This window comes from Pseudomonas sp. S3(2024) (genome assembly GCF_036861315.1).
In the GTDB taxonomy this organism is placed as follows: domain Bacteria; phylum Pseudomonadota; class Gammaproteobacteria; order Pseudomonadales; family Pseudomonadaceae; genus Aquipseudomonas; species Aquipseudomonas putida_A.
In genome coordinates, this window is the sequence record NZ_JAZAQQ010000007.1 from 41,713 (window position 1) to 64,371 (window position 22,659).

The following is a 22,659-nucleotide window of genomic DNA, read 5'->3' on the forward strand; positions in this document are numbered from 1 at the left end:
GCAAAAAAGTATTGATTTGAGTGCGACGGATGATTTGTCAGTCCGTCGATTGAGGGCTGTAATCAGCGCACATTCTTCCTGCACCGGAAGACACAAAAACAATAACTGTCCTTCTGCCTCCCAACGGACGCAGAAAAGGAGTGCACGATGCAACCCACTGCAAAAGCTCTGCTAGCCCTCACCTGCATGACCCTCAGCAGCGTCAGCCTTGGCGCCCAGACCCTGACCATCGCCACCGTCAACAACAGCGACATGATCCGCATGCAGAAGCTCTCGAAAACTTTCGAGTCCGAGCATCCGGAGATCAAGCTCAACTGGGTGGTGCTGGAAGAGAACGTCCTGCGTCAGCGCCTGACTACCGACATCGCCACTCAGGGCGGACAGTTCGATGTGTTGACCATCGGCATGTACGAAGCGGCACTCTGGGGCGCCAAGGGCTGGCTCGAACCGATGAAGGATCTGCCGGCTTCTTACGCCCTCGACGATGTGTTCCCGTCGGTGCGCGAAGGCCTGTCGGTCAAGGGTTCGCTGTATGCCCTGCCGTTCTACGCCGAAAGCTCGATCACCTATTACCGCACCGACCTGTTCAAGGACGCCGGCCTGAGCATGCCCGAGCGCCCGACCTGGGAACAGATCGCCGGTTTCGCAGAAAAACTCACTAATAAAGACAAAGAACAGTACGGCATCTGCCTGCGCGGCAAGGCCGGCTGGGGAGAGAACATGGCGTTGATCACCACCGTCGCCAATGCTTACGGCGCGCGCTGGTTCGATGAGAAATGGCAGCCGGAATTCACCGGCCCGGAATGGAAAAACGCGCTGAATTTCTACGTCGACACCATGAAGAAATCCGGCCCGCCGGGCGCCTCCAGTAACGGTTTCAACGAAAACCTCGCGCTGTTCAACAGCGGCAAATGCGCGATCTGGGTTGACGCTTCCGTCGCCGGCTCGTTCGTCACCGACAAGACCCAGAGCAAGGTCGCCGATCACGTCGGCTTCACCTTCGCCCCGCATCAGGTCACCGATAAAGGATCGGCGTGGCTGTATTCGTGGGCACTGGCGATTCCGACCAGTTCCAAGGCCAAGGACGCCGCCAAAGCGTTCAGCGCCTGGGCCACCTCCAAAGAATATGGGGAACTGGTGGCCAAGACCGACGGCATCGCCAACGTGCCGCCGGGCACCCGCGCCTCAACCTACAGCGATGCTTACATGAGCGCCGCGCCGTTCGCCAAGGTCACGCTGGAATCGCTGAAAGCGGCGGATCCGAGCAAACCGACGCTGAAACCGGTGCCTTACATCGGCATTCAGCTGGTGACCATTCCTGAATTCCAGGGCGTGGGCACCCAGGTCGGCAAGCTGTTCTCGGCAGCGCTGATCGGCCAGACCACGGTGGATCAGGCCCTGACCGCCGCACAGCAAACCACCGAACGCGAGATGAAGCGCGCCGGTTATCCCAAGTAACCACACTGCTCGCTCCTGCCTTTTGTAGGAGTGAGCCTGCTCGCGATGGCGGTTTTCCATCAAACCCCATTGGTGGCTGACACACCGCTATCGCGAGCAGGCTCACTCCTACATTAGATCTCCATAGGTCTGTATGACTCGGTTGTGATCACCATGAATACTTCAACTGCCAAAGCCCACCTCGACTTGTCGCAACCCCAGCGCAAAGTCCGCGTACGCAATCCCGGCTGGTTTCTGGTCAGCCCTTCGGTGGCCCTGTTGCTGCTGTGGATGATCGTGCCGTTGGGCATGACCATTTACTTCTCGATGATTCGCTACAACCTGCTCGATCCGGGCGTCAACGAATTCGTCGGGCTGGAGAACTTCACTTACTTTCTGACCGACTCCGGGTTCCTGCCCGGTGCCACCAACACCCTGTTGCTGGTGGGCAGCGTGCTGTTGATCAGCGTGGTGTTCGGGGTGTTGATCAGCGCGTTGCTTGAGGCCAGCGAATTTCTCGGCCGCGGCATCGTGCGGGTGATGCTGATCTCGCCGTTCTTCATCATGCCCACCGTCGGTGCGCTGATCTGGAAGAACCTGATTTTCCATCCGGTGTCGGGGATTCTCGCCTACGTCTGGCGGCTGTTCGGTGCCGAGCCGGTGGACTGGCTGGCGCACTACCCGCTGCTGTCGATCATCATCATTGTTTCGTGGCAATGGCTACCCTTCGCGATCCTGATCCTGATGACCGCCATGCAGTCCCTCGACCAGGAACAGAAGGAAGCCGCGCGTCTCGATGGTGCCGGCCCCGTCGCGATCTTCTGGCACCTGACCCTGCCGCACCTGGCGCGGCCGATTGCCGTGGTGGTGATGATCGAAACGATCTTCCTGCTGTCGGTGTTCGCCGAGATTTTCACCACCACCAACGGCGGCCCCGGCTACGCCTCGACCAACCTAGCCTACCTGATCTACAACCAGGCGCTGGTGCAGTTCGACGTCGGCATGGCCTCGGCGGGCGGCTTGATTGCCGTGGTCATCGCCAACATCGCCGCGATCATTCTGGTGCGGATGATCGGCAAAAACCTGACTGACAAAGCCTGAGGCCTGCCATGACTCTTCAACAATCCCGCCGGCTGCAAAGCCTGCTGCTCGGCACCCTGGCCTGGGCCATCGCGATCGTGATTTTCTTCCCGATCTTCTGGATGGTGATGACCAGTTTCAAGACCGAAATCGACGCCTTCGCCACGCCGCCGCAGTTCATCTTCACGCCAACGCTGGAGAACTACCTGCACATCAACGAACGCAGCGACTACTTCAGTTTTGCCTGGAACTCGGTGGTGATTTCCTTCAGTGCCACGGCCCTGTGCCTGCTGATCGCGGTGCCCGCCGCTTACTCGATGGCGTTCTACGAAACTCAGCGCACCAAGGGCACGCTGCTGTGGATGCTCTCGACCAAGATGCTGCCGCCGGTGGGCGTGCTGATGCCGATATACCTGCTGGCCAAGAGTTTCGGCCTGCTCGACACGCGCATCGCGTTGATCGTGATCTACACCCTGATCAACCTGCCGATCGTGGTCTGGATGATTTACACCTACTTCAAGGACATCCCCAAAGACATCCTCGAAGCCGCCCGCCTGGATGGCGCCACCTTGTGGCAGGAAATGGTTCGCGTGCTGCTACCGATTGCCAAGGGTGGCCTCGCCTCAACCGTGTTGCTGTCGCTGATTCTGTGCTGGAACGAGGCGTTCTGGTCGCTGAACCTGACCTCGTCGAAAGCCGCGCCGCTGACCGCGCTGATCGCCTCCTACTCGAGTCCCGAAGGCTTGTTCTGGGCCAAGTTGTCGGCGGTCTCGACCCTGGCCTGCGCGCCGATCCTGATCTTCGGCTGGATCAGCCAGAAACAACTGGTGCGCGGCCTGTCGTTCGGTGCCGTGAAATGAAGTGCTCCAACCGTACCCAATCCCCTGTGGGAGCGAGCCTGCTCGCGAAGGGGCCGTGTCAGTCGGCATTAATGCTGAATGACACACCGCTTTCGCGAGCAAGCCCGCTCCCACCAAAAGCATGCCCGGCGCCATTGAATTAACTTAAGTGGAGGCCCATCAAAATGGCCAACCTGAAAATCAAGAATCTGCAAAAAGGCTTCGAAGGTTTCTCCATCATCAAGGGCATCGACCTTGAGGTGAATGACAAGGAGTTCGTGGTCTTCGTCGGCCCGTCCGGCTGCGGCAAATCCACCCTGCTGCGGCTGATCGCCGGGCTGGAAGAAGTCAGCGGCGGCACCATCGAGCTCGATGGCCGCGACATCACCGAAGTCAGCCCGGCCAAGCGTGATCTGGCGATGGTGTTCCAGACCTACGCGCTGTACCCGCACATGACCGTGAAGAAAAACATGTCGTTCGCCCTCGATCTGGCCGGTGTACCGAAAGCCGAAGTCGAGAAAAAGGTCGGCGAAGCGGCGCGCATTCTCGAACTCGGGCCGATGCTCGAACGCAAGCCGAAACAGCTGTCCGGCGGCCAACGGCAACGGGTCGCCATCGGCCGCGCTATCGTGCGCAATCCGAAAATTTTCCTGTTCGACGAACCGCTGTCCAACCTCGACGCCGCGCTGCGCGTGCAGATGCGTCTGGAGCTGCTGCGTCTGCACAAGGACCTGCAAGCCACGATGATCTACGTGACCCACGATCAGGTCGAAGCCATGACCATGGCCGACAAAGTCGTGGTGCTCAACGGCGGCAAAATCGAGCAGGTCGGCTCGCCGCTGGACCTCTATCACAACCCGGCCAACCTGTTTGTCGCCGGGTTCCTCGGCACGCCGAAAATGGGTTTCCTCAAGGGCAAGATCGCCCGCATCGACGGCCAGAGCTGCGAAGTCTCGCTGGACGCCGGTACGCGCATCACATTGCCGTTCAACGCCGCCAACCTGAGCGTCGGAAGCGCGGTGACCCTGGGCATTCGCCCGGAACATCTGGAGCTGGCACAACCGGGCGACTGCACCCTGCAAGTCACCGCCGACGTCAGCGAACGCCTGGGCAGCGACACCTTCTGCCACGTCACCACCAGCGCCGGCGAAGCCCTGACCATGCGCGTGCGCGGTGACCTGGCGAGCCGCTACGGCGAGCAACTGAACCTGCACCTGGACGCCAGCCATTGCCACCTGTTCGACGCCGATGGCGTGGCGCTGACCCGCCCGCTGCGCGCCGCGGCCTGAATTTCGAGACCTGCCCGATGAAACTGAATGAACAAAACCTGCACCGCCTCGCGCCCGAGGTGCAACTGCCGGCCTACAGCCTCGGCGACACCCGTCACGGCATCGCGCACATTGGCGTCGGCGGTTTCCATCGTGCGCATCAGGCGTATTACACCGATGCGCTGATGAACACCGGCCAGGCGCTGGACTGGGCGATCTGTGGGGTCGGCTTGCGCGCGGAAGACCGCCGCGCCCGTGACGACCTCAAGGAGCAGGATTACCTGTTTACCCTGTTCGAACTCGGCGATAACGACGACACCGAAGTGCGGGTGATCGGCGCGATCCGCGACATGCTCCTGGCCGAGGATGGCGCGCAGGCGCTGATCGACAAACTTGCCGATCCGCAGATCCGCATTGTCTCGCTGACCATCACCGAAGGCGGCTACTGCATCGACGACAGCAACGGCGAATTCATGGCGCACCTGCCGCAGATTCAACACGATCTGGCACACCCGCAAACGCCGAAAACCGTGTTCGGTTTCCTCTGCGCGGCGCTGGAAAAACGCCGTGGCGCGGGCATACCGGCGTTTACGATCATGTCCTGCGACAACCTGCCGCATAACGGCGCGGTGACCCGCAAGGCGCTACTGGCCTTCGCCACCCTGCGTGACCCGGGGCTGCGCGACTGGATCGAGCAGAACGTCAGTTTCCCCAACGCCATGGTCGACCGCATCACGCCGATGACCAGCACCGCGCATCGCCTGCAACTGGCCGACAAACACGCGGTCGACGATGCCTGGCCGGTGGTCTGTGAGCCGTTTGTACAATGGGTGCTGGAAGATAAATTCGTCAACGGTCGCCCGGCCTGGGAACAGGTCGGCGTGCAGTTCACCGATGACGTTTCGCCCTACGAAGAAATGAAGATCAAACTGCTCAACGGCAGCCATCTGGCGCTGACGTATTTGGGCTTTTTGAAGGGCTATCGCTTCGTTCACGAAACCATGAACGACCCGCTGTTCGTGCGTTACATGCGCGCCTACATGGACCTCGACGTCACCCCGCAACTGGCGCCGGTGCCGGGCATCGATCTGACCGACTACAAGAACACGCTGGTGGCGCGCTTTTCCAATCAGGCGATTGCCGACCAGCTGGAACGGGTGTGCTCGGATGGCTCGTCGAAGTTTCCCAAGTTCACCATTCCGACGATCAATCGCTTGATTGCCGATGGTAAGGAAACCAAGCGCGCAGCATTGGTGGTGGCGGCCTGGGCGTTGTATTTGAAGGGCGTGGATGAGAATGGCGACACCTATTCGATTCCTGATCCACGGGCGGAATTCTGTCAGGGGCTGGTGACCGATGATGCGTTGATCACCCAGCGGTTGTTGGCGGTCGAGGAGATCTTCGGCACGGCGATTCCACGCTCGGCGGCGTTTGTGGCGGCGTTCGAGTGGTGCTGCAACAGCTTGCGTGAGGTGGGTGTGACGCGCACTTTGGAGCGGGTGCTGGCTGAGTGATGCGGTGACTCTACTGACGCCTTCGCGAGCAAGCCCGCTCCCACAGGGGAACGCGTTTCAAAATGTGGGAGCGGGCTTGCTCGCGAATGGCAGCCTCACCCTGGCAAACCTGACACCCTGAGGACCTCACTATGACCACCCGACAACTCTTCCTCGGCATCGACTGCGGCACCCAGGGCACCAAAGCGATCATCCTCGATGCCGCCAGCGGTCAGGTGCTCGGCGAAGGCGCGGCCACGCACACGATGATCAGCGGCGCCAATGGCCGGCGCGAGCAGGACACCCAACAGTGGCTCGACGCCTTCGCCCTCGCCACCCGCCGCGCCTTGCTCGCAGCCAATGTCGACGGTCAGGCGATCCTCGGCATCGGCGTTTCCGGCCAGCAACACGGTCTGGTGCTGCTCGACGATCAGGGCCAGGTGCTGCGCCCGGCCAAGCTGTGGTGCGACACCGAAACCACTGACGAAAACGACCGTCTGCTCAAACACCTTGGCGGTGAAAAAGGCTCTCTGGAACGCCTCGGTGTGGTCATCGCGCCGGGCTACACCGTGTCCAAACTGCTGTGGACCAAGGAACAGCACCCGGAGGTGTTCTCGCGCATCGCACGCATCCTGCTGCCCCACGACTACCTGAATTTCTGGCTCACCGGCCGCGCCTGCAGCGAGTATGGCGACGCTTCCGGCACCGGTTATTTCAACGTGCGCAGCCGCCAGTGGGACTTGCAACTGCTGCGTGACATCGACGCCACGGGTCGCCTGCAAGCGGCATTACCGGAGCTGATCGACGCGCATCAAGCGGTCGGCACCCTGCTGCCGACGATTGCCGAACAACTCGGCCTCAACCCGAATGCGCTGGTTTCCAGCGGTGGTGGCGACAACATGATGGGCGCCATCGGCACCGGCAACATTCAGCCGGGAGCGATCACCATGAGCCTCGGCTCCTCCGGCACGGTGTACGCCTACGCCGAGGCGCCAAAAGTCAGCGCGGACGCTTCGGTCGCGACCTTCTGCTCGTCCAGCGGCGGCTGGCTGCCGCTGATCTGCACCATGAACCTGACCAACGCCACCGGCGCGATCCGCGAACTGTTCGACCTTGATCTCGAACAATTCAACGACCTCGTGGCCAAGGCGCCGATCGGCGCCGAAGGCGTGAGCATGCTGCCATTTCTCAACGGAGAGCGCGTCCCCGCCCTGCCCCATGCCACCGGCAGCCTGCACGGCCTGACCCTGAGCAACCTGACCCAGGCCAACCTGTGTCGCGCCGTGGTCGAAGGCACCACCTTCGGTTTGCGTTATGGACTGGATCTGTTGCGCCACAATGGTTTACAAAGCCGCAGCATTTGCCTGATCGGCGGCGGTTCGAAAAGCGCGGTGTGGCGGCAGATCGTCGCTGACATCATGAACACCCCGGTGATCTGCACCGAACACAGCGAAGCCGCAGCCCTTGGCGCGGCGATTCAGGCGGCGTGGTGCAAGTCATGGTCAAACGGCCACGAAGACACTTTGGCCGATCTGTGCCAGCGCTGCGTGAAGCTCGATCTGCACAGTGAAACCCTGCCGGTCGCCGCCCATGTCGCGGCGTTCCAGCAGGCCTATGAACGCTATCAACAGCATGTCGCAACCCTATAAAGAGCAAACAATTATGTATTTGGTGTGTGGCGAAGCCCTGTTCGATTTCTTCAGCGAAGACGATGCCAGCGGTCTGGCTTCGAAAGTCAATTTCAAGGCGATTGCCGGCGGCTCGCCGTTCAACGTCGCGGTCGGCTTGCGCCGTTTGGGTGTGGATTCGGCGCTGTTTGCCGGGTTGTCCACCGACTATCTGGGCCGACGTCTGCAGCAGGTGCTGCAGGATGAAGGTGTGCGTGCGGACTACCTGATCGACTTCGCCGCGCCAACCACGCTGGCGATGGTCGCGGTCGGCGCCAACGGTTCGCCGCATTACAGCTTTCGCGGCGAGGGCTGCGCTGATCGCCAATTAAGCCTCACCCACCTGCCCCAGCTCGGCCCTGAAGTGCGTGGTCTGCACATCGGCTCGTTCTCGCTGGTGGTGCAACCGATCGCCGACACCCTGCTGACCCTGGTGCAGCGCGAAAGCGGCAAGCGCCTGATCACCCTCGACCCCAACGTGCGCCTCAACCCGGAACCGAACATCGACCTGTGGCGCGAGCGCGTGGCGACCCTGGTGCAACTGGCCGACATGATCAAGGTCAGCGACGAAGACCTCAGCCTGTTGTATCCCGAGCAGGACCCAAAACGCGTGATCGAAGGCTGGCTGCAGCATCGCTGCCAGTTGGTGTTCCTCACCCGTGGCGGCGAAGGCGCCACCGTATTCAGCCGCGCCCACGGTTCGTGGTCGGTGCCAGCGTGCTCGGTGAAGATCGCGGATACCGTCGGCGCCGGCGATACCTTTCAAGCGGCGCTGATTACCTGGTTGACCGAGCAGGAACTGGATTCGGTCGAAGGGGTTCAACAACTCAGCCGCGAGCAGATCGAGGCGATGCTCAGGTTTGCCGTACAGGCGGCCGCCCTTACGTGCAGCAAGACCGGTCCGGATTTGCCCTATCGTCACCAGTTGAGCTGAGCGCGTAGACTGTCGGCCTTTTTGCGCGCATGGGGATGACGGTTTGATGTCGGGGCGGACGGCGGGACTTTTGATACTGGCGGGATTAGTCAGCGGCTGCGGCACCTCGCCGCCGCGTTCGCCGGAAGACATCTGCGCGATCTTCCGCGAGAAAAGCGACTGGTACGATGCGGCGCAAGTCACGCAGAAACGCTGGGGCGTACCGATCCAGGTGCCCTTCGCGATCATGTATCAGGAGTCCGGCTACCGCTACGACGCCAAGACGCCGCGTAAATACCTGTTGTGGGTGATTCCGTGGGGCCGGGTGTCGACGGCCTCCGGCTATGCCCAGGCCAAGGATGAAGTCTGGGCCGATTACCAGAAAAGTACCGGGCGCAACTGGGCCGACCGCGAAGACTTCGATGACGCCATCGACTTCGTCGGCTGGTACATGGACAAGACCACCTCGATCAACGGCGTGTACAAATACGACGCCTATAACCAGTACCTGAACTACCACGAAGGCTGGGGCGGTTTCCGCAACAAGACCTACGCCAGCAAGGCCTGGCTGATGCCGACTGCGCGCAAAGTGCAGACGCGTTCCGATGTGTATGCGCGGCAGTATGCCGGGTGCAAGGAAGATCTGAATCGCGGCTTCTGGAGCCGGTTCTGGCATTGGTTGTAGGGATGACTATCAGGCCCAATCGCGAGCAGGCTCACTCCTACAAGGGATCGATGGCGAACACGCTATCGCCGTCTACCTAAATCCCTTTGTAGGAGTGAGCCTGCTCGCGATAGCGGTCATCCAGGCGCCATAGTTCTCAGGGTTACAACACCGAAAAGTTGTAACTCACAATCAACCGGGTCTCATCCACATCCCGGGCAAACTTTTCATAGTTGGTGCGGTAAGTCGCATTGCGCAGGCGCAGGCTGACATCCTTGAACGTGCCTGTCTGGATCACGTACTTCAACTCGCTGTCGCGTTCCCACTCTTTGCCTTCCTGATCGCTGCCCGGGACCTTGATGTGATCACCGTTGACATAGCGGGTCAGGAAGCTCAAACCGTTGATGCCGATGGCCTTGAAGTCATAGTCGTAACGCAACTGCCAGGAACGCTCCTGCGCCGCGGCGAAGTCGTTGACCTGCACGTAGTTGACCAGATACGGATTGCTGCCATCGAGGTACGGCATCGAGTTGTCGCCGTTCATGCGCTGCCAGCCGGCACTGAAGGTGTGGCCGCTGATGCCGTACGAGAGCATGCCGCTCAAGGCGCGGTTGTCGATGGAGCCGGCTTTGGCATCACCGCTGTCGGCACTTTTCAGCAAACGCAGATCGGCCTTCAGCACACCGTCACCCAGCGGTTGGTTGCCGAGCAAGCCAATGAAGTGCTGGCGGTAGATGTCTTCCAGCTCGGCGTAGTAATACTGCGCGGTCAGGCGATCGTTGATCTTGTAATCGATGCCGTACATGTCGAAATGATCGGCGGTGGTGTTGCAGGCGTAGCGCTTGTTCTTACAGTGCACGCGGATGTCTTGCGAATCGGTGGAATCACGCGCGGTGTACTTGTCCAGACGCGCGGCCATGAAGGTCAGATCCTTCACTTCTTTGGAGGTCAGCATCGCACCGTTGAACATGGTCGGCAGCAAGCGGCCGTCGTTGTACTTGAGCAGTGGCAGATCCGGCAGCAGTGCGCCGTACTTCAACACCGTGTCCGAGACCTTGACCTTGGCGGTCAGGCCCATTTTTGCGTACTGACCCTTCGAGCCGCGCGGGTTCTCGCCACTGGACGGCAGCAAGCCGCTGTTGCTGCGATCGGGGCTGGAGTCGAGCTGAAACCCGAGCATGCCCAGCGCATCGATACCGAAGCCGACCGTGCCCTCGGTGTAACCCGATTGCAGATTGAGAATAAAACCTTGCGCCGACTCTTCACGCTTGGAAGCGCCCTGATCGCTGGAGGTATGCCCATCACGGAAGTCGCGGTTGAAGTACACCGTGCGCGATTCGATTTTCGCCGTGGTGTCTTCGAGAAAACCGCTGGCCTGAACCTGCGCGACAAAACCGGCGCACAGCACAACGGCTCCGAAGCCAAACGACTGGCGCGGGGTGATGAGAGGGAATGGGGGACGCATGAAAAACTCCAACAGTACAGCGTTTGCGCCGGGGCGCAGTCAGCCAGAAAAATAGCTCCCGTCCCGGGTCAAAAACAGCCGGGAAGAAGTGGACACGCAGGGGTGAGTTGCAATGATGGCAGATGGCTTTTACGGGTTGAAGGCGACTTTAGTCTGAAACTGACTGGCGATTCTTCGGCCTGCGATTGGCTCAAATCATGCGCTGACCAAGGGCTCACGACTGCGAAGCCCCCGGTTTCATTGGGTTTAAACGCCGTCATAGGGGTTTTCCCTATACCCCGCGGGACCCCTCTCTACGGCATTTGCGCCTTGAACGAGGCGGTTTAATCCTCCATCATCCGTCACCTGCTTATTCAATGGACGGAATTCAAGGCATGCTGGACGCCAACGCTACCCACATTACCCTTACCCTCGAAGGCGCCTCCGCCGACCTGCAAGTGCTCAGCTTCACCGGTCGCGAAGCCCTCAACGAGCCTTTCCGTTTCGACCTCGAACTGGTCAGCGCCCGCCCCGACCTCAAACTCGAAGAGCTGCTGCACAAGCCCGGCGTCCTGACCTTCGGCGCCACCGGCGAAGGCAAGATTCATGGCCTGGTGTATCGCATCGAACAAGGCGATTCCGGCAAGACCCTGACCCGTTACAGCATCAGCCTGGTGCCGCAGCTGGCCTATCTACGGCACAACCATGACCAGCAGATTTTCCAGAACCTCACGGTGCCGAAGATCATCGCCCAGGTGCTGGAAGATCGCGGCATTCTGGCCGACGCCTACAGCTTCCAGCTCAACGCCGAGTATCCGCAGCGCGATTACTGCGTGCAGTACGACGAGTCCGACCTGCATTTCATCCAGCGCCTGTGCGAAGAGGAAGGCATTCACTTCCACTTCCAGCACAGCAGCAGCGGGCACAAACTGGTGTTCGGCGACGATCAGACGGTGTTCCGCAAACTCAAGGCCGTGAGCTACCAGCAAGACTCCGGCATGAGCGCCGATAAACCGGTGATCAAGCGCTTCAACCTGCGCCTGGAAACCCGCACCACGCGCGTCAGCCGCCGCGATTACGACTTCGAAAAACCGAAGATCCTGCCCGAAGGCGCGGTAAAATCCGAGTTCGCCCCGGATCTTGAGGACTACGATTACCCCGGTCGTTTCACCACCCGCGAGCGCGGCAAATTCCTCTCGACCCGCGCCCTCGAACGCCATCGCAGCGACTACAAACTCGCCGAAGGCAAAGGTGACGAACCGACCCTGACCAGCGGCCACTTCCTGACCTTGGCCGAACACCCGCGCGCTGAATGGAACGACCTGTGGCTGCTGCTGGAAGTCTTCCACGAAGGCAAACAACCGCAAGTGCTCGGTGAAAACGTCACCAGCGACGTCACCGACAACAAAAGCGATTTCCACCAGGGCTACCGCAACAGCTTCCTCGCCACCCCGTGGGACGCGCACTACCGCCCTGCCCTCGAACACCCGAAACCCAAAGTCCTCGGCAGCCAGACCGCGGTCGTCACCGGCCCGGCCGGCGAAGAGATCCACTGCGACCAGTACGGCCGCATCAAAGTCCAGTTCCACTGGGACCGCGACGGCCAGTCCGACGACAAAACCACCTGCTGGCTGCGCGTCGCCAGCGGCTGGGCCGGCGCCGCCTACGGCGGCATTGCCATCCCGCGCATCGGCATGGAAGTCCTCGTCACCTTCCTCGAAGGCGACCCCGACCAGCCACTCGTCACCGGCTGCCTGTACCACAAGGAAAACGTCGTCCCCTACGACCTGCCGGTAAACAAGACCCGCAGCACCTTCAAAACCCTCAGTTCCCCGGGCGGTAAGGGCTACAACGAGTTTCGGATTGAAGACAAAAAGGGTGCCGAGCAAATCTACATCCATGCCCAGCGCGATTGGGATGAAAACATCGAGCACGACCAGAAAATCCGCGTGGGCAATGAGCGGCATGACACGGTTGAGGCCAACACCTACAGCGAATTCAAAGTCGAAGAGCACCGCATCACCCATTTGAATCGCGTCAGTGAAATGCGCGCAGATGATCACCTCACCGTCGCAGTCACCCAGCACCTCAAAGTAGGCACAGCGCAATTCGTCGAAGCTGGCAGCGAAATCCATTACTACGCCGGCCAGAAAGTCGTCGTCGAAGGCGCCATGGAACTGACCGCCAAAGCCGGCGGCAGCTTCGTCAAGGTCGACGCCGGTGGCGTGACCATCAGCGGCGCCGAGGTGAAGGTCAATACCGGCGGTGCGCCGGGCGTAGGTACGCCGGCCGCCCCGTTGCTGCCAGGGCCGATGAAAGTGGCGGATGTGGATAAGGCGGGCAAAGTGCTCATCCCGCTGCCCAAACGCCTCAACGAGTCCGGTATCACGCCGTTGTGCGGCAAACAAAGCAACGGCGCTTGCAGCCGTAAGGATTGCACATGCATGTAAAAGCACTGAGCGCCCTCCTCGAAGCGCCGCGCTACGCCTTCGAGGGTTTGCCGAAAGAAAGCTCCGACCTGAGCCTGTGTTTCATCATTGATCGCGTCCGTCAGCCAGAAGCCATGAGCCGCCTCTACCGTGTCGGCGAACCCGTCGACACTCAAGGCCTGTTCCTCAACACCGACTTCGCCGAAATCGCCGCAGACGGCCCTCTCTGGCTGGTCGCCCCGTGGGGCAGTCGCCTCGCTGCAGAAGCGGCAGGTCTCTGCGAAGAGAACTTTGCCGGCATCGCCCTCACCACAGCAGATCCAGTCAAAGCACTTGCACACGCCCGCTGGCTCCTGCGTGCCAACGATGGCTCCGGCGGTCAAAGCCTGTTGAGTTATCACAAGCCAAGCCTGTGGGCCGCACTGGCCTACACCACCGCTGAACATTCACATCAGCTCTTCGGCCCTTGGCAACACGTATACAGCCCCGCACCGCTCCACTTCGGGCGCAATCGCGGTCGCTGGCTCAGTTGGCGTGCCCTTTCGGAACTTGAATGGCTGGGCGACGTTTCAGCGTTCAACCTGCCACCCTCAGCGCCAAAGGTTCAGGAGCATTTGGGATGGGTTTATTGGGCAGACGAGCAATACGCTGCCTACGGTGAACCTACCGACGAACAACTGCCCAACCTCGTGGAAAACCTCAGCGTGCTGGTTGCCCACAACATTTACGAAGGTCGTCATTTACTGAAACTGGGCCACGTCACTAACGGCCCGCTGCTCGAAACGCAGCCACAGGCAATGGCCATCCTGCAATCCAGGGAAGAGTCGTTCATCAAAGTGCAGCAGTTGCAGCAACTCGCTAACAGCGCAGCTTGATGACCCCGTCCGTAAAGAATGAATGGAAGCGAAATGGAAACTGAAATTTCAGAAGCCCCCAAGGTAGATCTCAACGGACCAAGTGCGAACGTATCGACTTCAGCGGTACCGGTAGAAAGCAAGCCAGCTTTGGAACTTGATCCCCAGCCTGAGGCGCCTGACAGTTGCTCTAACGCGTTCGACGAAGTGAAGGCGGCCTGCTCGACGGAATATGGCGAAGTGATTTACGCCACCAAGGAAAAAATGTTCTACCTGTTGCCTAAGCGAGCGGCCAGCTCGATCAAAGAGGCGATGAATGAACTCGAGCAACACATCAGCGCCAGCAAGTCTCCGGAAGAACGACTCAAGGGAATGAACACCGCAGGGCTTCTAGAGTACTTTCTGGAGCCCAAACTGAGTAATTTCCTGCAAGGCGAGCAAAAAAGCCGAATGCTCGAAATCGAGGCTCAGGAACCCGATATCGCGCAGCCCACCATGGCTATGCGATTGAAGGCTGTCAGCCGAGAGGCCCGGAACTCCGCTGCTTTGGACAAACTGCCAGACCAAAGCGAATACGCTCGCAATCGGGAGCTTGCCAATCAACAGCAAGCGAGCCTGCTTGAAGCCAACTCTGACGGCCAGAAACTGCAGCGCCTCTACAACGAATGGAAGAAGCTGAAAGCGATTGCAGTTGCACAGGCAAAAATTGCTGGCTACACCTACGAGAGCGGCAACCTGTTTTCCCCGGGGGCGATCGAAGCAAGAAATCGCGTGCAGACTTACTTGAAAGCCCGCGCTGCGCTCACGAAGAGTGGCAAGTTGACGACTCTGAAGGAGGCAGACTTTCAGAAAGACAAAAAGGCTTATCTGGACGCCACAAACTGCGTAATCGATGGCAAAGCCCGGATGTGTGGTTATTTAAAGGAAGTCGCTAACGAGCGCAAAAAAGTCGAAAAAGACTTCTCTGCTTATATCGATGCGATTTTGAAAGTTGCCGACTACGGATTGGCCCTACCGGAGTTTGCGCTCATTCCTGAGACGGGTGACATCAGCGCAGGTGTCGAGAAGTTCAAAGCATATCTCGAGATGGAGCAGCAACAGATCAAGCTCACCGAGCAGATCCGCACGAAATATAAAGCCTGGATTGACGCCAGCGGCCAAAACGTCGCGCCCCCCACAGGAATCGTGGAAGCGGAGCAAGCAGAGTGGCAGCGCATCCAACAAGATCGCCTTAAACTCCGCGAAGACGCTGAAGCGGCGGTTGCTGCAGCCCTGCCATTACGACATCTCCTGTGGGAACCAGAGCAGTTTCAACCAAAACCGGAAGAGCGCTTGGTCAAAGCAGAATTTCCTTTGCGCGAAGTTGCACTTTTCAATAGTCCCAACAGTCCCGTTAAACACCTGAGTCTGCTCAATCTGGAGGGCATCACAAAGGTACTGAAAAAGGACGCGAGTGAAATCGGCGCCAAAGCAAGCAAGGACTTGAAGAAACTTCCGGGAAACAGCAACGGAAAAGCAACATCGGACACTGACGACAATCCTTTCCATGAGTGGCTGCGAGCGGAAGGTGCACTAGCCATCAAAGATCAGCAGAGTGACTGGTTTGATGAGAAAGGCTGGTTTGATGTAGAGCTGTTCCATTCTTACCTGAAGTCGAAAAACTACAAGGTCGAAACCTTTGAGGATGCAGGAGCCCGCAAGGACTGGGGACTTCGTCTTCGTCAGTTGCTCTTCAAAGAAGAAGTCAGAAGCTCGTTGCGCCTGTTCGACAATAGCCCCCAAGCGCAACTCGTGCGTTGCCTCACACCGCCGCAGTCATCAATCCACACTGGCGCTAAAATAAAAGGCCCGACATTCAGTGTCGCGGATAACTTCAAAGCTTCCGCCAAGGCTGAAGCAAGCCTGGCCATTGACCTCGCACGTGGCGAAGTCGAACTGATGAAAATGGATCTTCCGGGCAGAGATCAGGCCAAAGACATCCTGATTCCTTACCTCGACTACGACAAAAATCGCAAAAACCTGAATCTCGGTCGGTTCTCCATCCACCTGGGCGCCAGAGCGTGGGGATACACGGGTGCCACTCTCCTTCTTTCCTCCAGCGTTCAGTTGGGACGTGCAAACGTACAAGGCGGCCTTAACCTTCCGGAAATCACCGACGCAGAACGTCCAGAAGCGACAAATTCAACCGCTGGAACTGCGAGAAGCGAACCGGTGCTGGAAGGCAATGCCGCCAAAATTCGAGTAGAGGACGGCGCCAAAGCTAAATTTAACCTCTTCGCGGGAGTGCAAGCAGGGATCCTGCTGACCGGCGCTTTGAACTGGGCACCACCGAAAGACATAGCAGCCCTGCGCACCGCGCCAACACCCGGAATGGGTAACAGTGTCAACAGCACAAAGGCCAGCCAATGGTCCAGTCTTGCCAAACTTACTGCTGGTTTTACCGCCGCATACGGGCTAGGCACGAATGCAGACATCGGCATTTCTTTGCACGAAGGCCGCTTCATTATGCGGTTCAAGGCATCACTAATTGTCGGTGCGGGAGCGGGAGGCGAATTCCAGTTCGAAGTCGGTTATGACGGGGTTACTGACCTGATTAATCTCGTGCGTCGAGAAATCCACAAAAACCAGGATAAAACGCTAATTTTTGTAACCGATGATGCAGCTGATTACATAGACAAGCTTAACTTCCTTGGCGCTGCAGGCATGGAAGTTGCGATGTTTTATATGCAAGGCGTGGACATGGTGATGTCCTTATACGAGGCGTTAACTGGCGGTGGCAGAGGGGCGACGATTGCACATACGATCATGAACTATCGCAATCAAACTGAGCTTGAACAATGGATATTAGCAGCAACCCCTGGTGCGCTTGGCCCAATGCTCATGACACTAACCTCTGAGGCCAGCTCATTTAAGATTAGAGAGTATGGGATGCAGGAGACTGATATTAAACCTGCGGAAAAGGAATACTCAAAAGCCCAATGCCACTTAATCCAACAGCAAGCTATTGAGCGCATACTTGGACTGATTGTTCGCCAAGCTGAAACACAGGGAACAATCCCCCTTGCACAAGCACAATTTGAAGAGGCGTGCATGAGCATGAATCGCTTTGGGACAAAAGACGCCAGCGACCCTGAGCAAACTTATTGTGAAAATAGACTAGGAATTGATAACTTCATGTCTGAAGCCGTCCTAAGACTAGTTAGCGTAGATAATGACAGAATGCGCAGTCGATACAAAAAGCACGTTGAGGTGCTTGGCGCACGCCTGGATGGATATTGCAAGCGAATAAAATATTATGGCAATACATTCCTGCCGAGCGGTCAAGCTACTTATGTTGGCCCAAAGAATTAAAGAGAAGATTACTTATGTCAATCAAATCCATATTGTGCGCAGGATTATTTACCCTGACATTATGCAGCCAAGTGCATGCCGATCTTTCTTCATCACAAAAAGAGGCAAAAGAGAGAGGATTGGTACTTTATAACCAATACAAACCCGCAGCCGCAGAATTAAAAATTGCTGCAGAAGCAGGAGACGCCGAGGCGCAATATTATTTAGCGGAAGAACTTCGACAGCAAAAACAATACATTACTTCCGAGGCTCAAAAATGGTATGAATCTGCTGCTTTGCAAGGCGATTTGTACGCAATGTTAAGACTTGCGACATCAAACAATGACTTATGCGAGGTCATGAATAATTGTCCTCAAGGCTCGAAAAAACGCGCCGACTGGTTAGAATTATTAAATAAAGAGACCGTACGAAAGTCAGACGATGGTGACGGTGAGGCGATGTATATTAAATATCTGTCTTCTGGGAAATTAGAGTGGCTGGAAAAATCCGCAACAGCTAACTTCGCCAGAGGGCAGTGGCTTTTGGCAAATCGCTACAAAGAAGGTGAAAAATTTTTTCTGCCTTGGAAACGAACGGAAGAAGTCGGACGTTGGTTAAAAGCATCAGCTGAAAATGGTTTTCCCGCAGGAATGCTTGAATACTCCGCATTTCTTTATGAAAACGGCGGCGATATCGGGGTAGCCCGACATTGGATAGAAGAGGCGGCAAAAACGGGGTATGAGTCTGGCGTTAGTAGCTACGGAGCTTATCTTGCTCATGCCCCTTCTTTATATGACTTCCCGCTTGACCTAGTAAAAGGCTACGCACTGACATCGTTACTGAAGGAACTCGATGGCGGTGGAAACATACAGCCTTACGTAGATGAAGTTCTGCCGGAAATTGCTGAAAAAATGAGTGCTGAGCAGCTAATAGAAGCCAAGGTATTCGCTCAGCAGTGGAAAAGCACACATCCACCTCTATCCTTTTATCCCGGAAAATATGGATTTTGACAAAAAAGTCTTTATTGCGCCAAAGGAACGCATTTTAGAAAAATACTGTGTAAGCACGAAAACAGCTACATACCAAAATCGTCAGCAAGATACTCAGCTCCAGCGAGCAAACCAAATTGAAATTTATAAAATTATTCAACACCTCTCTTTGTATTTTCTTCATATTGCTCTGCAACACTGCGAATGCCGCTCTCACCCAGCAGCAAGAAGAAGCCAAAAAAAAAGGTATTGAACTTTACAATCAATACAAGGCTATTTCTGCAATCGAACCACTCAAAATAGCGGCCGAAGGCGGTGATGATGAAGCACTTTATTATCTGGGTGAGGCATTAAGAAAAAACAACCGCTTCATGACTCCGGAAGCTAAAAAAGCATATGAAAGTTCCGCAAGAAAGGGGAATATCTACTCTATGATTCGCCTCGGGAGAATTGGAGACGACTTGTGTTCAACCATGAAAAACTGTCCACCGGGTGAAGAATCTCCTAGCAGTTGGGTAATCAAAGCTAAAAGCCTTGCAACTCAACGATCAACGCAGGGAGATAGCGAATCAATGTACCTGTTATATGAAATGACAGGGAACGATGACTGGTTGGAGAAATCAGCAGAGAACGGATTCGCATTTGCACAGTTCCGTCTGGCGACTAAATACCAGGAAGGAAGTGGTTCATTTTTACTACCCTCTAGGCGCAACCAAGCTATCGAACGATGGATGAAGGCCTCTGCGGAAAATGGTTACTCACCTGCGATGATGGGGTTAGCCGCGATCATGATCGAAAAAAAAGATTTAGCCTCGTTCAGAAGCTGGAACGAAAAAGCAGCTGAGTCGAGCTTCGTAGAAGGTGTATTTGGATATGCATCCTACATAGGCGAAGAGAACTCAAAATACGGCTTCGTATTCGACCCGATAAAATCACATGCTTTACTGTCAAACCTGCTGGAACTTAATGGCGGAGGCAATGTAATACGAGACGTCAATGACACCTTCCCCGATATAGAAAAAAACATGTCAAAAGCACAAATAGAAATAGCGAAAGACCTCGCAAAAACGTGGAAGGCCAACCACCCGCCTCTCTCGTTCTACCCTGACAAGCTAGGATATTAATTTTAGTGAGCGTATATTTTCGGATCTTAGCGATAGTTATTTCTGCGCTCACCGAAACGTGCGCAGTCGCAGCACAAGAAAACGGATTTAGCAAGGGAATAACTTTATACAACCAGCTAAAAATAGACTCTGCTATAGCTGAACTAAAAAAAGAAGCACAGTCGGGAATCTCGGAATCACAATACTATTTAGGAGAGGCTCTTCGAAAGCGCAATCGCTACATGACTTCAGAAGCTAAAGAATGGTATGAGGCCGCTGCTGCGCAAGAAAATTTATATGCCATGATTCAGTTGGGGCGGAGTGGCAACGATCTTTGCAAAGTAATGAGTAATTGCCCTGATTCCGGTAAACCTCCTGTCGACTGGCTGAAAAATGCTCGTGCGCTTGCGGAACCTTTGGCAGAAAAAGGTGACGCGGAGGCCATGTACGTAATGTATGAAATTACATTGAATCGTGATTGGTTAGAAAAGTCTGCAAATGCCGGCAATCCAGATGCACAATTCTGGATGGCAATTGGTGACAAGCAAGGTGAGGGCTTCTTACTTCCCTGGAAACGTAAGGAGGCAGTGGGAAATTGGTTTAAAGCATCCGCAGAAGGAGGAAATCCTCGAGCCATGATGGAGTATGCCGCTTACCTTTATGAGAATGAAGGTGATCTTAAAGTTGCTCGGCATTGGATAAAAGTAGCGACTGAGAAAGGATACAAAAGCGGCGTGAGCAGTTACGGTGCTTATTTAGCGCATGCTCCCGAACGATTTGGCTTCGAACTAGACTTGGTTAAAGGTTACGCTATCACTTCGCTTTTAAAAGATCTTGATGGCGGGGGCAACGTGCAGGTCTACGTCGAGGAAGTTCTTCCGGAAATCGCAGAAAAAATGACCTCTCAGCAAATAAAAGAAGCGGAAAACTTTGCCATTCAATGGAAGAAATCTCATCCGCCACTTTCGTTTTTTCCAGACAAACTAAGTCGCTGATTTTGATGAAAGCGTTAACATTTCTATTAGCTGCTTCACTTTTTACCATCTGTAAAGCCACCCCATTAAAACAGCAAGAACAAGTAATCTCGCCGGGCGTAGTCCTATATAACCAACTAAAAATCGACGCAGCTTTTCCCGCATTAGAAAAAGAAGCAAAATCTGGAAATACAACCTCGCAATATTACTTGGGTGAGGCTATTCGAAAACGTAATGGCTACATGACTCCAGAGGCACTTCACTGGTATGAGTCCGCAGCAGAAAATAACAATGTATATGCAATAATCCAACTGGGACGATTCAAAAGTGAACCCTGCCAAGAAATACGCGACTGCTCACCATCAAAAAAAACACAAGCAGAATGGTTTGAACTAGCTAATGAGCTAGTTTTGCCAAAAGCACAAAAAGGTGATCCTGAATCCCTATATCTGATGTATGAGATCACTCTTAATCGTGAGTGGCTAGAAAAATCCGCAAATGCGGGATATCCGACTGCACAATATTGGATGGCTGTAAGCGAACGCCAAGGTGAAGGTTTTTTCTTGATTCCTGGAAAACGCGAGGCCTCTATCAAAAAATGGCTACTACTTTCTTCTGAGGGCGGACACCCAAAAGCAATGATGGATTATCTACAAATTTTATTTGAAGAAGGAGATGTCGTAGGCATGCGCCACTGGCTTGAAACTGCAGCAGCGACTGGCGATCAAGCCGCCATAAGCAATTACGGCGCCTACATAGCGCATACACCAGACAAAATAGGCTACCCACTAGACTTGGTCAAAGGTTATGCGCTATTCACGCTTCTTAAGGAGCTTGAGGACAGTGGCGGAATCGGGAGATATGTTGAGAGAAAAAGTGAGGAAATACGCGAAAAAATGACATCAGAACAAACTGAAAAGTCACTAGAAGTGGCAAAAGACTGGAAAGCCACTCATCCACCACTTTCTTTTTTTCCAGACAAGCTTGGCAATTAATTCAGATTATTTATAGACTTCTCGAAATATTTATGGATTGTAGGCCGCCTGCATTTCCTGCCAACTTACAATCATTTTTATTACCTCCTTTTAGCAACCCATACAGTTCCGACCCGGGAATCTGAAGGAGCAAAATAAAATATCACGCAGAATACTCATGACAACCAGAATAATTTTCACTTTATTATTACTGCTGCCACTTGGCTGTCACGCAAACACCCAGATAACGCCGAACCAAATCTCCGCAAAACAACAAGGCATAAATCTATACAATCAATACAAAGCCACCTCAGCAATCCCGTTCTTAACAACCGCTGCAGAAGCGGGCGACCACGAAGCTCAATATTATTTAGGTGAGGCTCTTCGTAAGAAAAATCATTACATGAATAAGGAAGCAAAGAAATGGTATGAAGCGTCAGCAGGTCAGAACGATCTTTATGCCATGATCCAATTGGGCCGTATTGAGCATGACATGTGCGAAATCTCTAACGACTGCTCTCCTTCGCAGAAGCCGGTAATAGAGTGGTTAAACCAAGCAAAACAATTAGCCCAACAAAAAGCAAATGCTGGCGACGCAGAAGCGATGTACATAATGTATGAAATCACTCTAGATGATACTTGGCTAGAACGATCTGCAACTTCAGGAAATGCTCTTGCACAATACTGGCTTGCCACTTCACTTAAGCAAGGTGAGGGATTTTTGCTACCATGGAAGCGAAGTGAGGCAGTTGAAAAATGGTACAAACTTTCAGCTGAAGGCGGCAACCCTAGATCAATGATGGAGTTGGCTGCTCTTCTTTTTGAGAAAGGAGATATTGAAGGCTTCCGACATTGGAATGAGCAAGCCGCAGTATCAGGCTACGCAGAGTCCGTATATGGATACGGTTCATACTTGGCTCACGAGCCCGACACCTATGGCTTTCCGTATGATCCTGTAAAGGGATACTCGCTTATTTTTTCTCTAAGTAGCTTGGATGGCGGGGGCGGAATGCAGGAAAATGTTAAATACAAGCTTCCCCTCATTGCTTCCAAGTTGACCCCTTCGCAAATATTAGAAGCTAAAGAGCAATCAAAAAAATGGCTATCCATTCACCCTCCCCTGTCCTTCTTCCCTGACAAGCTAAGCCGTTAGCTTGTTTATACGAATACAAGGGCACGAGAATCATACAAACGGGAGGAG

Annotated in this window: 17 protein-coding genes; 16 read left to right on the forward strand and 1 reads right to left on the reverse strand. The window is 55.4% G+C overall.

What is annotated here, in order from left to right; genetic code table 11:
* Positions 1-147 precede the first annotated feature (147 nt).
* The 8 genes from VLA07_RS18395 to VLA07_RS18430 all read left to right on the forward strand — a co-directional run bounded on the left by VLA07_RS18395 (position 148) and on the right by VLA07_RS18430 (position 9,382).
* Positions 148-1,458 (forward strand): ABC transporter substrate-binding protein, encoded by a 1,311-nt coding sequence (locus VLA07_RS18395; RefSeq protein WP_103367022.1) that lies wholly within the window; start codon positions 148-150, stop codon positions 1,456-1,458.
* Positions 1,459-1,611: 153 nt separating this feature from the next.
* Positions 1,612-2,538, forward strand: coding sequence for a carbohydrate ABC transporter permease (locus VLA07_RS18400; protein ID WP_003225141.1), 927 nt, complete (start codon positions 1,612-1,614; stop codon positions 2,536-2,538).
* Positions 2,539-2,546: 8 nt separating this feature from the next.
* The gene (locus tag VLA07_RS18405) at positions 2,547-3,377 is read left to right on the forward strand and encodes a carbohydrate ABC transporter permease (RefSeq protein ID WP_003225143.1); all 831 of its coding nucleotides are present in this window, start codon (positions 2,547-2,549) and stop codon (positions 3,375-3,377) included.
* Positions 3,378-3,541: 164 nt separating this feature from the next.
* A complete protein-coding gene (locus tag VLA07_RS18410; protein WP_247267413.1) occupies positions 3,542-4,645 on the forward strand; it encodes an ABC transporter ATP-binding protein in 1,104 nt (367 codons plus the stop codon).
* A gap of 17 nt (positions 4,646-4,662) precedes the next feature.
* Entirely contained in the window at positions 4,663-6,138 is a 1,476-nt protein-coding gene (locus tag VLA07_RS18415; RefSeq protein WP_333990299.1) for a mannitol dehydrogenase family protein, read from the forward strand.
* 131 nt (positions 6,139-6,269) lie between these two features.
* Positions 6,270-7,766 (forward strand): xylulokinase, encoded by a 1,497-nt coding sequence (xylB, locus tag VLA07_RS18420; RefSeq protein WP_333990302.1) that lies wholly within the window; start codon positions 6,270-6,272, stop codon positions 7,764-7,766.
* Between the two features lie 13 nt (positions 7,767-7,779).
* Positions 7,780-8,718: a carbohydrate kinase family protein gene (locus tag VLA07_RS18425; RefSeq protein WP_333990305.1), complete on the forward strand. Its 939-nt coding sequence runs from the start codon at positions 7,780-7,782 to the stop codon at positions 8,716-8,718.
* Positions 8,719-8,764: 46 nt separating this feature from the next.
* The gene (locus tag VLA07_RS18430; protein WP_442969552.1) at positions 8,765-9,382 is read left to right on the forward strand and encodes a transglycosylase SLT domain-containing protein; all 618 of its coding nucleotides are present in this window, start codon (positions 8,765-8,767) and stop codon (positions 9,380-9,382) included.
* A gap of 142 nt (positions 9,383-9,524) precedes the next feature.
* Here VLA07_RS18430 and VLA07_RS18435 read toward each other — a convergent pair whose 3' ends face one another.
* Entirely contained in the window at positions 9,525-10,826 is a 1,302-nt protein-coding gene (locus VLA07_RS18435; protein WP_247267408.1) for an OprD family porin, read from the reverse strand.
* Positions 10,827-11,200: 374 nt separating this feature from the next.
* Here VLA07_RS18435 and VLA07_RS18440 point away from each other — a divergent pair, with 374 nt between their 5' ends.
* The 8 genes from VLA07_RS18440 (at position 11,201) to VLA07_RS18475 (ending at position 22,611) form a co-directional block, all read left to right on the forward strand.
* Positions 11,201-13,255 carry a type VI secretion system Vgr family protein gene (locus VLA07_RS18440; RefSeq protein WP_333990309.1) on the forward strand — a complete coding sequence of 685 codons (2,055 nt, stop codon included), beginning with the start codon at positions 11,201-11,203 and terminating at the stop codon, positions 13,253-13,255.
* Entirely contained in the window at positions 13,246-14,109 is an 864-nt protein-coding gene (locus VLA07_RS18445) for a DUF4123 domain-containing protein (RefSeq protein ID WP_333990311.1), read from the forward strand. The genes VLA07_RS18440 and VLA07_RS18445 overlap by 10 nt, the downstream gene beginning before the upstream one ends.
* 33 nt (positions 14,110-14,142) lie before the next feature.
* Positions 14,143-17,439 carry a hypothetical protein gene (locus tag VLA07_RS18450; RefSeq protein ID WP_333990313.1) on the forward strand — a complete coding sequence of 1,099 codons (3,297 nt, stop codon included), beginning with the start codon at positions 14,143-14,145 and terminating at the stop codon, positions 17,437-17,439.
* 14 nt (positions 17,440-17,453) lie between these two features.
* Positions 17,454-18,428, forward strand: a complete 975-nt coding sequence (locus tag VLA07_RS18455; RefSeq protein WP_183779994.1) for a tetratricopeptide repeat protein — start codon at positions 17,454-17,456, stop codon at positions 18,426-18,428.
* A 116-nt stretch (positions 18,429-18,544) separates the two neighbouring features.
* Complete coding sequence (locus tag VLA07_RS18460; protein WP_333990316.1) at positions 18,545-19,531, forward strand: tetratricopeptide repeat protein; 987 nt, start codon at positions 18,545-18,547, stop codon at positions 19,529-19,531.
* Between the two features lie 5 nt (positions 19,532-19,536).
* Positions 19,537-20,505 carry a tetratricopeptide repeat protein gene (locus VLA07_RS18465; protein ID WP_333990317.1) on the forward strand — a complete coding sequence of 323 codons (969 nt, stop codon included), beginning with the start codon at positions 19,537-19,539 and terminating at the stop codon, positions 20,503-20,505.
* A complete protein-coding gene (locus VLA07_RS18470) occupies positions 20,451-21,479 on the forward strand; it encodes a tetratricopeptide repeat protein (protein ID WP_333990320.1) in 1,029 nt (342 codons plus the stop codon). The genes VLA07_RS18465 and VLA07_RS18470 overlap by 55 nt, the downstream gene beginning before the upstream one ends.
* A 157-nt stretch (positions 21,480-21,636) precedes the next feature.
* On the forward strand, positions 21,637-22,611 hold the full coding sequence (locus VLA07_RS18475) for a tetratricopeptide repeat protein (RefSeq protein WP_333990322.1): 975 nt from the start codon (positions 21,637-21,639) through the stop codon (positions 22,609-22,611).
* Positions 22,612-22,659 lie beyond the last annotated feature (48 nt).